At 71.3% G+C, this 13,249-nt stretch carries 19 protein-coding genes; 1 reads left to right on the top strand and 18 read right to left on the bottom strand.

The window, feature by feature from the left end; translation table 11 throughout:
* Positions 1-58: 58 nt before the first annotated feature.
* The 6 genes from CW362_RS16530 to CW362_RS16505 all read right to left on the bottom strand — a co-directional run bounded on the left by CW362_RS16530 (position 59) and on the right by CW362_RS16505 (position 5,767).
* A complete protein-coding gene (locus tag CW362_RS16530) occupies positions 59-1,450 on the bottom strand; it encodes a hypothetical protein (protein ID WP_103550238.1) in 1,392 nt (463 codons plus the stop codon).
* A gap of 136 nt (positions 1,451-1,586) precedes the next feature.
* Positions 1,587-2,261 (bottom strand): HK97 family phage prohead protease, encoded by a 675-nt coding sequence (locus CW362_RS16525; RefSeq protein WP_103550237.1) that lies wholly within the window; start codon positions 2,259-2,261, stop codon positions 1,587-1,589.
* Positions 2,258-3,472, bottom strand: a complete 1,215-nt coding sequence (locus CW362_RS16520) for a phage portal protein (RefSeq protein ID WP_103550236.1) — start codon at positions 3,470-3,472, stop codon at positions 2,258-2,260. The genes CW362_RS16525 and CW362_RS16520 overlap by 4 nt, the downstream gene beginning before the upstream one ends.
* 13 nt (positions 3,473-3,485) lie before the next feature.
* Complete coding sequence (locus CW362_RS16515; protein ID WP_103550235.1) at positions 3,486-5,051, bottom strand: terminase large subunit domain-containing protein; 1,566 nt, start codon at positions 5,049-5,051, stop codon at positions 3,486-3,488.
* Positions 5,014-5,295, bottom strand: coding sequence for a hypothetical protein (locus CW362_RS16510; protein WP_103550234.1), 282 nt, complete (start codon positions 5,293-5,295; stop codon positions 5,014-5,016). Before CW362_RS16510 ends, CW362_RS16515 begins: the two co-directional genes overlap by 38 nt.
* Before the next feature lie 178 nt (positions 5,296-5,473).
* The gene (locus CW362_RS16505) at positions 5,474-5,767 is read right to left on the bottom strand and encodes an HNH endonuclease (RefSeq protein WP_103550298.1); all 294 of its coding nucleotides are present in this window, start codon (positions 5,765-5,767) and stop codon (positions 5,474-5,476) included.
* A gap of 94 nt (positions 5,768-5,861) precedes the next feature.
* Between CW362_RS16505 and CW362_RS16500 the strand changes: the two genes are divergently transcribed.
* Entirely contained in the window at positions 5,862-6,413 is a 552-nt protein-coding gene (locus tag CW362_RS16500) for a PH domain-containing protein (protein WP_103550233.1), read from the top strand.
* A gap of 119 nt (positions 6,414-6,532) precedes the next feature.
* Here the strand turns inward: CW362_RS16500 and CW362_RS16495 are convergent, their stop codons facing one another.
* The 12 genes from CW362_RS16495 to CW362_RS16450 form a co-directional block, all read right to left on the bottom strand.
* On the bottom strand, positions 6,533-6,733 hold the full coding sequence (locus CW362_RS16495; protein WP_167455621.1) for a hypothetical protein: 201 nt from the start codon (positions 6,731-6,733) through the stop codon (positions 6,533-6,535).
* A 187-nt stretch (positions 6,734-6,920) separates the two neighbouring features.
* Positions 6,921-9,041 carry an FtsK/SpoIIIE domain-containing protein gene (locus CW362_RS45275; RefSeq protein ID WP_103550232.1) on the bottom strand — a complete coding sequence of 707 codons (2,121 nt, stop codon included), beginning with the start codon at positions 9,039-9,041 and terminating at the stop codon, positions 6,921-6,923.
* 87 nt (positions 9,042-9,128) lie between these two features.
* Positions 9,129-9,464 (bottom strand): hypothetical protein, encoded by a 336-nt coding sequence (locus tag CW362_RS16485; protein WP_103550231.1) that lies wholly within the window; start codon positions 9,462-9,464, stop codon positions 9,129-9,131.
* A gap of 2 nt (positions 9,465-9,466) precedes the next feature.
* Positions 9,467-9,670 (bottom strand): hypothetical protein, encoded by a 204-nt coding sequence (locus CW362_RS16480; protein WP_103550230.1) that lies wholly within the window; start codon positions 9,668-9,670, stop codon positions 9,467-9,469.
* A gap of 13 nt (positions 9,671-9,683) precedes the next feature.
* A complete protein-coding gene (locus CW362_RS16475) occupies positions 9,684-10,085 on the bottom strand; it encodes a hypothetical protein (protein WP_240657825.1) in 402 nt (133 codons plus the stop codon).
* A complete protein-coding gene (locus CW362_RS43785; protein ID WP_167455620.1) occupies positions 10,082-10,258 on the bottom strand; it encodes a hypothetical protein in 177 nt (58 codons plus the stop codon). Before CW362_RS43785 ends, CW362_RS16475 begins: the two co-directional genes overlap by 4 nt.
* Positions 10,255-11,373, bottom strand: a complete 1,119-nt coding sequence (locus tag CW362_RS16470) for a hypothetical protein (protein WP_103550228.1) — start codon at positions 11,371-11,373, stop codon at positions 10,255-10,257. The genes CW362_RS43785 and CW362_RS16470 overlap by 4 nt, the downstream gene beginning before the upstream one ends.
* Positions 11,370-11,744, bottom strand: a complete 375-nt coding sequence (locus CW362_RS16465) for a DUF6907 domain-containing protein (protein WP_103550227.1) — start codon at positions 11,742-11,744, stop codon at positions 11,370-11,372. The genes CW362_RS16470 and CW362_RS16465 overlap by 4 nt, the downstream gene beginning before the upstream one ends.
* Positions 11,741-11,995, bottom strand: coding sequence for a hypothetical protein (locus CW362_RS16460; RefSeq protein WP_103550226.1), 255 nt, complete (start codon positions 11,993-11,995; stop codon positions 11,741-11,743). The genes CW362_RS16465 and CW362_RS16460 overlap by 4 nt, the downstream gene beginning before the upstream one ends.
* A 97-nt stretch (positions 11,996-12,092) precedes the next feature.
* Positions 12,093-12,302 (bottom strand): hypothetical protein, encoded by a 210-nt coding sequence (locus tag CW362_RS16455; RefSeq protein WP_103550225.1) that lies wholly within the window; start codon positions 12,300-12,302, stop codon positions 12,093-12,095.
* Between the two features lie 71 nt (positions 12,303-12,373).
* Entirely contained in the window at positions 12,374-12,544 is a 171-nt protein-coding gene (locus CW362_RS43305; protein ID WP_162684101.1) for a hypothetical protein, read from the bottom strand.
* Positions 12,544-13,203: a hypothetical protein gene (locus tag CW362_RS16450; protein WP_103550224.1), complete on the bottom strand. Its 660-nt coding sequence runs from the start codon at positions 13,201-13,203 to the stop codon at positions 12,544-12,546. Before CW362_RS16450 ends, CW362_RS43305 begins: the two co-directional genes overlap by 1 nt.
* Between the last annotated feature and the right edge of the window lie 46 nt (positions 13,204-13,249).

Genomic DNA, 13,249 nt, shown 5'->3' with positions numbered 1-13,249 from the left:
GAACTGGAGGTGGACCGCGCGGGCCCGCCCGGTTGAGGCGGGCCCTCGCGGCGGGGGATCAGACGCCGGTGAACGTCGGCGTGACCAGGCCGGTGCCCGCGATCTTGCGGGCCTGGGCGTACCGGGCGTGGGTGTAGGCGAAGTAGCCGTACACGACCAGGAGCACGCCGAGGCTGGCGGCCTTGGTCTGCTCAGCCCGGATGAACATCGGGGCGGACGGGTCCTCCCACAGGTGGCACTCGGTACGGTCCACGAGGTAGATCTCGTCCTCGTTGGTGCCCGCGCCGAGGTTCGTCGCGATGTTGTTGTCGACGACGACCGGCGTGCCGTTGGGCAGGACACCGCGGATGCCGCCCCCGTAGCTGGTGGCGTAGTTCGCGCCGAGGGTCTGGGCCACGATGCCGGGCTGCGTGATGAGCGGCCACGTGGAGCCGAGCGCGTTCTGCATCCAGTACCAGCGCCGCGAGTGCATGACGGCCAGGTTGTCCCCGGACGCCATGTCGAGCATCGCGGCCTCGATGCCCGCCAGGCCCTCCAGCACCTTCGGGTACAGCTCGGCCGCGGTGGGCGAGGCGTCGGTGTAGGCGACGCTGGTGGCCACGTTGGTCAGGCCGTTGGTCGCCTGGTTCAGGAGCGTGTTGTCCAGGCGGGTGTTGTACCGGCGGAACAGGTCGTCCAGGACGACGGCCTCGACGCCGGCGCCGCGCTCGATCGCCTGGCGGGACAGGGTCTGCTGTCCGGCGTTCGTCTGGACGTTGATGGTCAGCAGCGTGTCGTCGATGTCCTGCTCGGTGACGTTCGAGTTCTCCGACGCCTGCAGGCCGGTGTCGGTGGACGTCGTGATCCGGGACAGGTTGACGGTCATGCCCGACGGCGGCAGGTCGTGCCGCGTGCACGCGTCGGCGAACGGGCGCTTTGCCGCGGCGGCCGGGGCGTACATGTCGGTCAGGTACTGCGGGACCACCAGACCGGCGAACGCGGCCGTACCGGCTGCGCGCTCGAGCTGGTTGCCGCGCTCGACGCGCTCTTCCTGCATGTGCCGGGCGAGGCGCCCCTGGGCGTCGTAGTCGCCCATGAAAGCGGCGGCGACGTCACGCTCGAACTGTGCGCCGCGGCGGTCCTGGTCGGGCCGGTAGGTCCGCTCGTCCTGGCCGACCCGGTGGACCTGGTCGTAGGCCGGCGCCCGGGTGGCGGCCGGGACGGTGCGCGCGGACAGGGCGGCGATCTCGTCCTCGCGGGCCTGCTCCGCCTCGAGCGCGGCGAGCGCTTCCTGGCGGCGGGTGATCTCGGCGTCGGCGGCGTCGCGGGTGGCGACCCGCGCGGTGACCGCCTCTTCGGTCAGGTTCTCGTCGGAGCGCAGCGCCATCAGCGCGTCCTGCTCCTGCTGTCGTGCGGTGATCGCCGTGTCCAGCGCGGTGCGCGCCTGGGCGATCAGCTCGGCGAGAGTCATCTCGTCGGTCCTCTCTCTCGTGGATTCCAGGCGCCCCGGTCCATGACAGACGGCCGCCCGAGGCATGGCGCCGGGCGGTCTCGTGCGCGCAGAGCGCAGGGCAGTAGCTCCCGCCGGGCGGCGGGAAGATCAGGGGTCAGCGGGCGAGCGCGATCTCCAGCAGCGCCCGCGCACGGCTGTTCGTCGGCGCGGTCCCGGGCTGGCGCATGCTCGCCCCGGTGTACGGGTTGGCGCCGTAGCCGACGATCGCGACGTCGCCGCGGTGGATGTCGTACCGGTTGATGCGGTACTCGGTGTAGTCCGGGGACCACTGGCCCGACTCGATCCGGAACGCGAAGGACATCTCGTCGATCAGGCCGGCGCGCAGCTTCGGCGTGATGTACGCGACGTCGACGTCTGCGGGGTCCAGCGCGGGCGCGCGCACGTCCAGGCCCTCGGCGCTCTCCGTCAGGAACAGCGTGCCGGTGGTGGTGCGGGCCATGCGGCGCAGCTGGTCGTGGCCCAGGACGAGCGGCACGTCGAGATCGGCGCGGGCGAGCGAGTCGGCCCCGGCGCCGTTGGTGACGATCTCGGTGTACGGGCCGAACATGTCCCACATCTCGTAGGACTGCTCATACACCGAGGCGCGGCCGACGAACTCCAGGGCGCCGGTGTCGCCGCTCTCGCGGACCTGGACACCGGACAGCGAGGCCCGCACGGTGGCCCGGGCGCCGACGTGCTCGGCGCAGCGGCGCCGCGAGGGACGGTCCGCGCGCTGGCGGACGTGCTGTGCTCGTTCGGCCGCGGCGGCGGCGAGCGCGGGTGTGGTCATGACGTAGCTCCCGGTACGGCGGTCGTGGGTGGCGCGGGTACGGACCGCGAGCCGAAGAGCCGGTCGAACTCGGCGAGCTGGTCCTCGGTGAAGGGCGGCCGGTTCTCCAGGGCCCGGGCCTCGGACGGCGCGAGCGTGCGGTTGGTGATCTGCATGCCGATCGTGCGGGCGCGGGCCTCGGGGTCCATGCGCAGCAGCGCGTCGGTGTTGAGCTTCACGAACCGTGGGCCGGAGACGAGTTTCCGGCTGAAGGCGTCCTCGCGGCGGGCGACGGCCGGCCCGAGATTCATGATCAGGAATTGGAGGTTGCGTTGGCCGATGTTGGCGTAGGTGACGCTGCCGCCCGAGACGGCCACGTCGATCAGGTCGCCGGGGACGCCGAAGAACCGGGCGATGTCGGCCGCCCCGTACTGGCGGGCCTCGAGGAACGAGGACTGCGAGGCGACAGCCTGGATCGGCTTGTACTCCCAGTCCATTCCGTGGACGAACAGGCCGCTGGAGTCGACGGCCGCCCGGAAGTTCTCGCGCGCGACGCGGGCGCCTTCCTTGTCCACGGTCTTGGAGGTGTTCTTCAGCTCGGCCAGCGGCACGGCGCCGCTGGCGAACCAGTCACGCGCGAACTGCTGCGCGGACAGCGACTCCTCGATCGTCCACGCGGCGTAGGCCACGGGGGACAGCCCGAGCGGGACGCCGGCCACGGTGTACTGCTTCTCGTGCCAGACCTCCCAGGGGTCGTACTCCTTGCCGTTGATGACGAACTTTGTGATCGTCGCCCCGGTGCCGCGGACGGTGACCGCGTTCAGTTCCGCCAGGTCGATGCGCCCGGGCAGGCCGCGGCCGTCCGGTCCGATGACGCCGGTCCGTTCGGTGATCAGGCCGAAGCAGTTGCCGCCGCGGTCGAGGTCGAACTCGGTGGAGTACATCCACTCGCGGACGCCGACCTCGCTGCCCCCGGGTGTGACGAGGACGGGTGGCTTGGGCACCTCGACCTGGATGCCGTTTACGTACCGGTAGACGTCGATCGGGAACGAGGACACCAGGTCCGCGCGCAAGCGCAGGGCCGCCCACACCGCGGCGTTCCGCAGCGCCGTGTCGTTGGTGACGGGCGTCCGGTGGGTCCGCTGCCCGCGAGCCTGGGCGAGCAGGTCCTCGGGAGATGAGATCTGCGCGTCGCGGGTGAACGCGCCCTTCAGCCTGGACCAGGCGCCCACGGCGTGCCCCCTCTCACGCGAACGAGTCCGCGATGTCGTAGTCCTCGATGACGTGCGGGCCGCGGATCAGCAGCGCCCACCGGGCGAACGTGGCCGCACACAACGGACTGATGTCCACCAGGGAGTTCGTCCGGTCCAGCGTCCAGGCATCCCCTTGCCGCCGGGTCCTCGCCCCGTTCACCGCAGCAGTCAGCGGCACCTGGTCGAGGTGGGCAAGAGCGCCCTGGTTCATCGCGTCCGCCAACTGCCCGCACGCCTCGGTGATGTCGCCCGACCGCATCACGGCCAGGTCCCCCCGCTCGGGGGCTCCCTTGTCCTTGGGCACGTCGATGCCCGCAGTCACCAGGTCGTCGATGAGCGAAGCGGCAGGCGACCCAGAAGCGACGGCCACAGCCACCGGCTTCCACAGCCTGTGAAGCCTCGCCACGGCGGGCACCACCCAGTCCGTACCCGGCCGGTGCGCCACGACCTCGACGTGCACCCGGCCATCCGGCCGCAGAGACGCCGCGCTGATCGCCGCCCGCTTCCGGTCCTGCGACACGTCGATGGCCAGCGCCACGCTCACCGGATCCGGCCGGCTGTCTGCGTCGACCAGCCCGGGCCACTTCTCCTTCGGCACGTTCGGGTCGCTCGGAGGAACCGGCTTCCTGGTGCGGTTCAGATAGGCCCGGTCGAAGCCGCTCGGGTCACTGGCCATCTTCTCCAGCTCGGAGCGGATGACGTCCACCGTGACCGTGTGCCCCAGCGCGGGCAGAGTCGCCGCCCACGTGGCCGGGTCATCGCGCGGCATGTCCTCCGGCGCGTACCACTCGAAGTACGCGGACGCAGGGCGCACAGCGCCGAGGTCCTCGGCGAGCGCGGCGAACAGGGCCTCGACCAAGGCCCGGCCCGTCTCCCGCTTCTTGTTCAGCCACACGCTCTTCGTCGTGCCGCCGGCCGACGCCCACCACAGTTGCGCCATGGGCCGGGTCAGCATCGCCGGGGAGAACGCCTGCTCCAGCCGGTCATCCTCGTGCGCGAACGCCTCGTCGATGAAGCCGAGGTCGAGGGGCGGACCGTGAGCGGCGCGCTCGGTGTTCGCGGTGATGCCCATGCGGCTGCGCTTGCCCGGCCACAGGATCGCCTCGTTGCCGTTGCTCTTCCGGATGCGCGCGTACCGGGCCAGGGCCGAGCCGGAGATCTTCTCCCAGAACTCGTCCTCCCAGCGCTTACGCGCATCGTTGCGGGTCTGGGCGGCGTACACGATGTTCTGCCCAGGGAACGCCAGGGCCCGGTGGACCTGGGCGGCCAGGCACAACTCGGTCTTGCCCTGCTGCCGGGAGACGGACAGGCCGACCTCGCGGTGCGCGAAGCGGCCCGTGGCCGGGTCGATCTCCAGGGCGACGTCGGACACGTACTTCTGCCACGGCATCGGCGGGGCGCCGAGCCGCTCCATGACCTTCCACAGCTTCGGCCCGAGCGATGGCCGGTCCGGGTGCCGCGGCGTCCCCCAGCGTGGCGGGCAGGTCAGGCCGTACCGCTCGTACAGATCCTCGGCGAAGCTACTCGGGGGAGCCCAGGTCTCCGAGGTCGTCGTCATCTTCAGCGGCCCGCCCCTCCAGCAGCTGGGCGAGCGTCTGCCGGAGCTCGCGGTTCAACTGGGGCAGGGACCGTCCGTCGTCGGCGCCGGCCACGGCTTCCCCGCAGGTCTGGCACTCGCCGCTCGCTGCGGTGTCGATCGACCGCGCGAGTGTGTACGCCATCTCGGACAGCGACGGCTCGACGCCGGCCAGGTCGCCGAGCTGCTCGACGTCGTCCCGGACGGCCTTCTCGACGGGGCCCATGACGCCCCCTTTCATGATCGTCCGGGGGTCACTGGCCCGGGGAGAGAAAAATGAAAGCTGGGCGCGGGGTTGAGAAGATGATCTTTCCTAAAAAACCCGGCCGATCTCAGCCGGATCAGGCTTCTGACCTGCGGTTTTGCTTGATCGATTCGAGCCTCTGACCTGCACGTTTCCAGGTCTACGGCCCAGCGAACCAGTCCACGGATGTCGCCAGCTGGACGACGTCGGCGAGGGGCTTGTCGCCCTTCTCCGAGTTGCACTTGCGGAGGCAGGTGGGGCAGCCGGCCACGCCATGGATCGGCGCCACGTTGTCGGGGTCGAGGCGGGCGCCGCCCTTGCTGACCGGGTGGATGTGGTCGACGGTGTCGCTGCCGCCGTGGCCGCAGACGATGCAGATGTCGGATGCGGCGAGGGTGCGGGCGCGGAGCTGGCGCCATCCGTAGGACGTGAGCTCGCTACGGTCAGTGGCCACGGTCACCTCGGATGACTGATCAGCTTGCTGTTGCTGCTGTGTGCTTGCGGGCAGGTCGGTACGATCCGGGCACGATTCAGGAGGGGGGACGTCGATGGCGACGTTCAACGTGAGACCGGACATCGATGCTGCGGCCGCAAAGCTGAGCAGCACTCTGGGATCCAAGCGTGAGATCCAGCGGTTGCCCGAGGTGCTGTGGGAGGGCGAGACGGTCGAGATGCTCGCGACCGGTCAGTACGGCGGCGGGGCCGGGCTGATCGCGATGACGAATCTGCGGCTGATCTTCTACAAGAACGGGATCATGCAGCAGACCGTCGAGGACTTCCCCTACGGGAAGGTCTCCTCGGTGCAGTGGCAGGGCGGCATGTTGCTGGGCACGCTCACTGTGTACACGTCGGGCAACCGGGCGGACATCAAGAGCATGCCGAAGGACCAGGGCAAGGCCTTGGCCGACGAACTGCGCCGGCATATCGCTCAGGGGACGGCGCCGGGCGCACCGGCTGCTGGCCCTGCAGCGGCTCCCGCTCCGGCCCCCGGTCAGGACATTGCGAGCCGGTTGGCAACTCTCGATCAGCTGCGCGGCCAGGGGCTGGTGTCGGACGAGGAGTATGAGCAGCGGCGCGGGCAGATCCTCGACAGCCTGTAGGTCTGCCGGCACGACGAAGCCCCGGCCGGTAGGAACTCGGCCGGGGCTTCGTGTGCGTCTGTGGTGCTGGTTGAGGGCACAGTTGTACACGCAGATCGTGACACCGCGCTGACCTGCGGTCAAGCGGCGTCGCGCTCCTGGCGTTTGGCCTGGAGAGCGGCGACGTCTTTGACGGCGTACCAGGCCTGTCGGGGGGTGCCGCCGGAGCGGGTGAGCTGGCCGCGGCGGACGAGCTGGCGGACGCCGTCGAGGCTGATGCCGAGGGTGCGGGCGGTCTGGTGGGCGGTGAGGTGGCCGGGCCGGATCATCTGCGACTCCATGCCTCCATGATGCGGCAGCGGTGTCCCTCAGGAGCACTGTCCCGGAGGCCGGTTCCGGGCTGGATCGGGGCTCGCATGGGAGGGCCCGAAACTCGAAACTTCCCAGCGCACACCCGATATCGGGGGCGAAACCGGTTTCGGATCAAGGTGAAACCATGGGCTTGATCCGAAACCGGTTCGGAGGGTCCTATTCGCCGTCCTCGGCGGCCGGGAGATCGGCGTACCGGAGGCCCTTGGCGCCGCCGCAGCACTCGCGGATCGTGAGCTGCCGGGTGGACACCTTGAACGGCTTCAGCGCGGCGCTCAGCGCGGTCGAGGCCCCTGCGGCGTCCATGTCGAGCCACGGCCGGTACAGGTCGGCCCGGTAGGCGGCGAGGGCCTCGACGAGCCGGTGGGAGTGGACGGTCTCGACTCCGTCCGGCCAGATGGCGCGCAGGTGGTCGAGGATCGTCTCGACGTCCTGCTCCTCGACGGCGGCGCCGACCGCCTGCCCGGTGAGGGTGCCGGCGGCCATGCGGAGCGCCAGGGCGCGCTTGCCGATGTCCTCGGCCTCGGTCTGCTTGATGAACGCGGCGCGGACGGTGAAGCCTTCGCGGCCGCGGGCGAGGATGCCGGTGCCCTGCTCGTCGATGCTGATGTCGGTGGCGCGCAGGCCGCGGTCGTAGGCGCCGGTACCCAGCACGTTGTTGTTGGCGCGCCAGTCCATGACGGCGAGGCACAGGCGGGTGCCGACCGAGCTGGAGACGCTGGAGGGCAGGGACGGGGCGTCGGGGTTCTGGGTGAGCAGGATGAGGATCAGCCCGTAGGCGCGGCCCTTCTTGATCAGGCGGGTGGCCAGGGCGGCGGCCTCGTCCTTGTAGTCGGCGTGGGTGAAGAGTTCCTGTACCTCGTCGATGACGATGACGCGGGGGCCGAGGCGCTGCTCGGGGTACTTCTCGGCGAGGGCGCGGGTGACGCGGCGGCCGTCGGGGACCTCGGAGGCGGGCAGGCTCTTGATGAACTTGGCACGCCGCTGGTACTCGGCGATGCCGGAGCGCATCCCGGCGAGGGCGGCTTCCAGGTCCTCGTCCTCGTCGCCGGAGACGTAGCGGTGGCAGACGGGCTTGACCGAGTCGAGGTCGCCGGAGCCCTTCAGCTCGTAGATCCACAGTTCGGCGGTGGGGTCGAGGGCGACGCCGAGGACGATGGCGAGCGCGCAGCTCGTCTTGCCGGAGCCGGGGATGCCGCCGACGAGCAGGTTGGAGTACATGAGGGTGATCTCGATGAGGTTGCCGCGCGGGTCGAAGCCGTAGGGGAGCGGCTCGTACACGTCGGCGGTGCCCTGCTTCATGAGCGGCCACAGCTTACGGCCGGCCTTGGCGGGGTCGCGTTGGGCGACCCAGAGGACGAGGCGGCCGGGGTGGGCAGTGCGGTCGGCGGACGGCCATACGGTGCTGATGGGGCGTCGCATGGCCGCGGCGAGCGCGGCCCGCTTCTCCAGGACGGCGGTGGCCTCGATGCCCGGGGGCAGATCGACCTCGGCGCGCCATCCGGGGCCGTCGCGCATGACCTCGGCGGCGAACTCGACGCCGCGGCGCCCCTTCTTGCCCTCGATGCCGATGGCGGCGAGCGCGTCGATGACCTCGGTGGAGTCGAGGCGGCGGAGCACGTTGGTGGCGACGTAGCGGGTGACCAGGGGGCGGCTGTCGTGCTTCTTGCCGTTGAGGCCGACGAGGGTGGCGGCGGCGAGGGTGGCGGTGAGCGTCCAGCCGGGGGACAGGAAGCAGCCGACCAGGGTGGTGATGCCGGTGGCCGTGGCGACGGCCAGGGAGGCGACGCGGCGCGGACGGACGCGGCGGGAGTGCTCGCGGGACAGGGTGAGCCAGGCCTCGATGTCCGCGGACGCCGCGGCCTTGGCCTCGACGGGCCGGGCCTCGGTGTCGGCGACCCAGCGGCCCCAGCGCAGGATCATGCGGGCGAGGCCGCGGGGTGCGCGGGTGAGCAGGCGCAGGGCGTAGACGGGCAGGCGGATGGCGTGGAAGGCGGTGACGTGGCCGTAGTAGGACGCGGTCCAGCGGGCGGCGTTCACGAACTCGGCGGCGTTGCGCAGGAAGGTGGGGACGACGGGCGGGGCCTCGGCGAGGTACGCCTGCCGTTCGGCGATCCACGAGTCGGCCGGGGCGGGGCCGGCGGGCGGGTCGACGGGGCGGGGCTCGGCGTCGTGGACGACGTCGATGATGGTCTCGGTCAGGGTGCCGCGGGCCTCGTCGGTGAAGGCGTCGGGGGCCGGGGGGCTGTCCTTGTGGAGATGGATCACGGTCTCGGTCATGCTGTGCTGGTCCTGCCTCTCGGTGAGGTGTGGGACGCCCGGGGACGGCGGCTTGCTTGGCGGTGGGACGCCGTCCCCGGGGCGGAGTTACTGGTAGCGGCGGAGCTCGCGCTCGATGCGGCGGGCGGTCTGCTCGTATTCCTGCATCTGGCGGCGGGCGGCGGCCCGCTCGGGGCCGCTGCTGGTGCGCATGGTGACCTTGGCGCTCGCGGCGTCCCGGCGGGCCTGGCTGAGGCGGCGCTCCAGCTCGGCGACCTCGGCCCTGCCGCGCTCCTCGGCGCGCCGGTCGATGCGCTCGACCTCGGCCTTGACCTTGGGGTCGATCGTGTCGACGTTCCGGTCCCCGGCCAGGCTCTGCTTGCCGGCCTTGGCGACGAGCCAGAACTTGCGGCGCTTCTCGGCCGGGGTGTACGAGGCGGGCATGGTCAGGCCTCCGGGGTGGTGTCGGGGAGCAGACGGGCGATGCGGGTGTGGGTGTCGGCGATGGCGGCCCACAGGGAGCCGACTGCGGCGATCGGTTCGGCCTTGTGCCGAGCGTCGCCCTTGGCGGCGGTCTCGGCGTCACCGGCGAGCCGCTCAGCCCGGGTGACGGCGGCGTCGGCCAGGTCGATGTGTGCTTTTCGGTTCACGTCTTTCTCCTGGTCAGCGAGGCTTTTTGGCAGTGCGGAGCCTGGAGGCGGCCCACCCGGCGGCGAGGATCACGCCCACCAGGGAGACGCCGATCATCGGGAGGTTCGCGGAGACGGTGCCGATGATCCCGATCAGCGTGCCGCCGACGAGTACGACGACCGCGCAGACGGCGGCCGTGCAGACGACGACCACGGCGAGGATCAGGAAGGTCACGATGATCAGCCGCTGCAGTGCCGGGTCCAGGCCCTGCTGGATCGGAGCCTGGACGACGAGCGGGGCCGGCGGCTGGCCGATGGTGAAGTGGACGGGGCGGCCCTGCTGGTCGTAGAGGACGTTCGGCGGGCGGTGGTGGGCGGCCGGCTCGAGGTACTGCCGGTACGCCGCGGGCAGGTTGGACGGGGTGGGCTCGGTCACTTCACCCACCCCTTTACGCGGCGGGCCAGGTCCGGCCACAGGAGGACGCCAACGGCGAAGGCGAGCAGCGGGGGGTAGGACGCGGCTTTGGTGGTGCCGGACAGGGCGAGGTTGAAGAGCGGCGGGTACGCGACGAGGAGTGCGAGGACCAGGCCGAACAGGACGCGCATCATGCGTATCCACCTTCCATCGGGTCGGGCTTCGGGTCGGGCTGGGGCTTCTTCGCGGCCCTCGACAGGGCGGTGCGGATGTACGGCTCGGTGACGACGAGGCGGCGGTGCCGGGCGACGTGCTCGGCGATCTCGCGGGCGGATGCATCGGGGCCGAGGATGGATGCGGCTTCGACGACGACCCCCTCCACGTTCAGCGGCTCCAGCTCACTGACCTGCGGCGCATCAGGCGCATCAGGTCGATGCACCTCGTACTCCGGGGCCCGCTGTCCGAGCACCAGGGCGACGGCGACCGGGTCCACGGGCACCCCGTAGGTGTCGAGCAGCGTGGCGAGTTCGGCAGGCGGCGCATCAGGGCGTGCATCGTGGGCGAGCTGGATCGCGTCCGCCGGGTCCATCTCGGCGAACCGCTCGCGCAGCACCTCCGTGGCCGAGGCGGTCCGGGAGCGGGCGGAGGGGGCGGTCTCGGCGGCCGGGACCGGGGCGCCGTACATGGATGCGAGGGCCGCATCAGCTCCCTCACGGACGCGGACGCGCTGCACGTCGACCAGGCCGGCGCCGAGCTCGGCGTCCCCGACGCCGACGTGTCTGGCGAGCCGCCAGTACCGGCGGACGGCACCCTTGCGCTTCCACTCGTCGGGGTGGCCGTCGGCGACCGCCCGGTGGAACGCGAGCTGCCGGGCAGCGTCGGCGTTGCGGCGCATCGTCTCGGCGTCCAGCCCGGTGCGGTAGACGACGATCGAGCGGGCGATCAGCCCGAGGCCTTCGGCGGCACCGGACATGGCCAGCGGAGTGACCGCGTACACGGCCGCCTCGCGGGCGTTGTTGGCGATGGCGACGCCGATCCCGCTCGCGGAGACCGGGGCCACCCACATCCCCGTCCGGACGATGCTGGGCGAGGCCATGCCGAGCATGGTCCGGCCGAGCATGACCAGGGCGAGGATCAGGGTGAGGCCCTCGCCCGCGGCGACGACGCCGGCGGCGGTGGCCTGGCGGTGGAACTCGGTGACGGCGTTGGTGTAGGTGCCCCAGGCGCCGAAGCCGCCGACGGCGACCATGGCGGCGGCCGCGACGCCGAGGACGACGGCCTGTCCCTGGGTGAGTTCGCGGGCGGTCACTGGCTACCTCCGCCGAGGATCGTGTCGAGCTGGTCGGCGAGGGCGCGGAGCCGGTCGGCGTGCATGTCGAGTTCGGCGGCGAGGTCGTACAGCCCGGCCGGGTCGAATCCGTCGGCACTCTCGTAGGAGAGGACGACGTATCCGCGGATGTTGCGGGCGCTGCGCTCGGCGCAGGGGGCCTGTGCGATGGCGGCGAAGCCGATGGCCCGGCCGCGGTGGCGGAGGTCGACCTGCGGGGCGTAGTGCGTGATGTCCGCCCGATACGTGTCGGGCCGGTGGTCGGCGTGGCCGCGGCACCAGTCCGGCTCCGGGAGGATGACGTCCCCGTGGTCGAGGGTGGCGAGGGTGACGGTGCGGGGCTCGGTGCTCATTCGGCCACCGCCTCGTCGACCATCTCGACGAGCTGCTGGAGGGCGACCTCGATGCGGCCGAGGGCGCGGGCCATCGCCCGGTCGTCGCCCAGGTCGAGGGTCTCCAGCGCGTCCAGCTCGGCGCGGGCCTGGGTGACGCGGTAGCGGTCGCGGTCGGTCATCTGGAAGCGGCTTGCGCCGGTGTGGCGCAGCGCTTCCTCCTTGTCCGGGTCGCTGTCGCCCGGATATGCGGGCATGGAAAGATCGGCCATAGCCGGATCTCCTCCTGGTCTAGTCAGGAAGTGGGCTTCGGTCAGGCCCTTGGTCGGCGTTGGCGCGCCGGCCTTGGGCCGTCTTCAGTAGCGGGTGCTACTCGGTCTTCTTCTGGTAGGCGCGGATGGCCTGGTTGACGCTGGGTGTCTTGACGCCGAGCGCTTGGGCGACGGCGGTCTGGGTGCCGAGTTCAGCGACTCCGTCGAGTAGGGCTTGAGCCCGTTCGTCGGTGGCTTCTCGGTAGGCCTGCTGTGCGGCTTCTTGCTTGCGGACGGCCTCGTCGTGCCGTTCTCTCCACGTAGTCACGTCCCTCCTCGTACCGGAGGTGACTGCCTGACCACAAATATAAGCAGGGGTGCTTATCTGGGTCAAGGTGTTCACGGCGAGTCGCTCGCCTTCCCCGCCCGCTGGAACGCCTCGCGGATCAGGCGCTGCGCCTCCGCCAAGTGCCGCGCGCAGATCTTCAGTTCGGCGGACGGGTCGACCGCCTCGCCCGTGCACTGGTTCCCGCGGCCAGTCAGCACGCGGCACGTCACGTAGGACGCCATCAGGACGCCTCCTTCTGCCGGGCCTCCAAGGCCTCCTTGTTGTCCGTCTGCGCCTGGGCGAGGGCGAGCCACTTCTCGGGCGGCCACTCGGCGCCGCACCAGCTGCACGACACCGACGTCCGTCCGGGCAGTAGCGCCACGACCGCCCCGCACAGGACCTCGTCGAGCAGCGTCGGGCAGTAGCCCAGGCGGCGCGGCCGGTCCTTCGGGTCGCGCGGATTGACGATCGAGGCGACGTCCCGCTCGAGGTCGCGGATCTCCTCGGCGAACGCACCGGCCATCGGCCACGACGAGGCGATCCATTCGATGTTGATGGACAGCGCCCGGGCGGCGACCGCCACCCGGCGCTCGGTGGTGCCGTCGATGACGGGCTGGCCCCAGCCGCGGTCGGCCTGCATGGCGGAGCGCCAGTCCTCGAGGACGCCGACGATGCCGCCGGGACCGCGCAGGTTGAAGGCGGGCTCGGCGATCGGTAGCGGTGCCTCGGAGCGGGCGGAGCGACCGAACTCGGGGCGCCGCCCGGCGGGGTGGAGGAATGCGGCGAGCGCCTCGTACAGGCGCGGCGCGCGGTCGAGTCGCTGGGCGGTGCCGAGAGTGCAGCCGGGGCACAGATAGCCGTGCTCCAGCTGCCGCTCGCACAGCCCGCAGGATGCGGTCACACGCGGCTCCGGTTCCGCAGCTGGTACAGGCGCAGGCTGGCGAGGA

It is taken from the genome of Streptomyces populi (assembly GCF_002911015.1).
GTDB lineage: Bacteria > Actinomycetota > Actinomycetes > Streptomycetales > Streptomycetaceae > Streptomyces > Streptomyces populi.
Note: the sequence above shows the minus strand (reverse complement) of the source record. Positions and strands in the feature narration are given on the sequence as shown.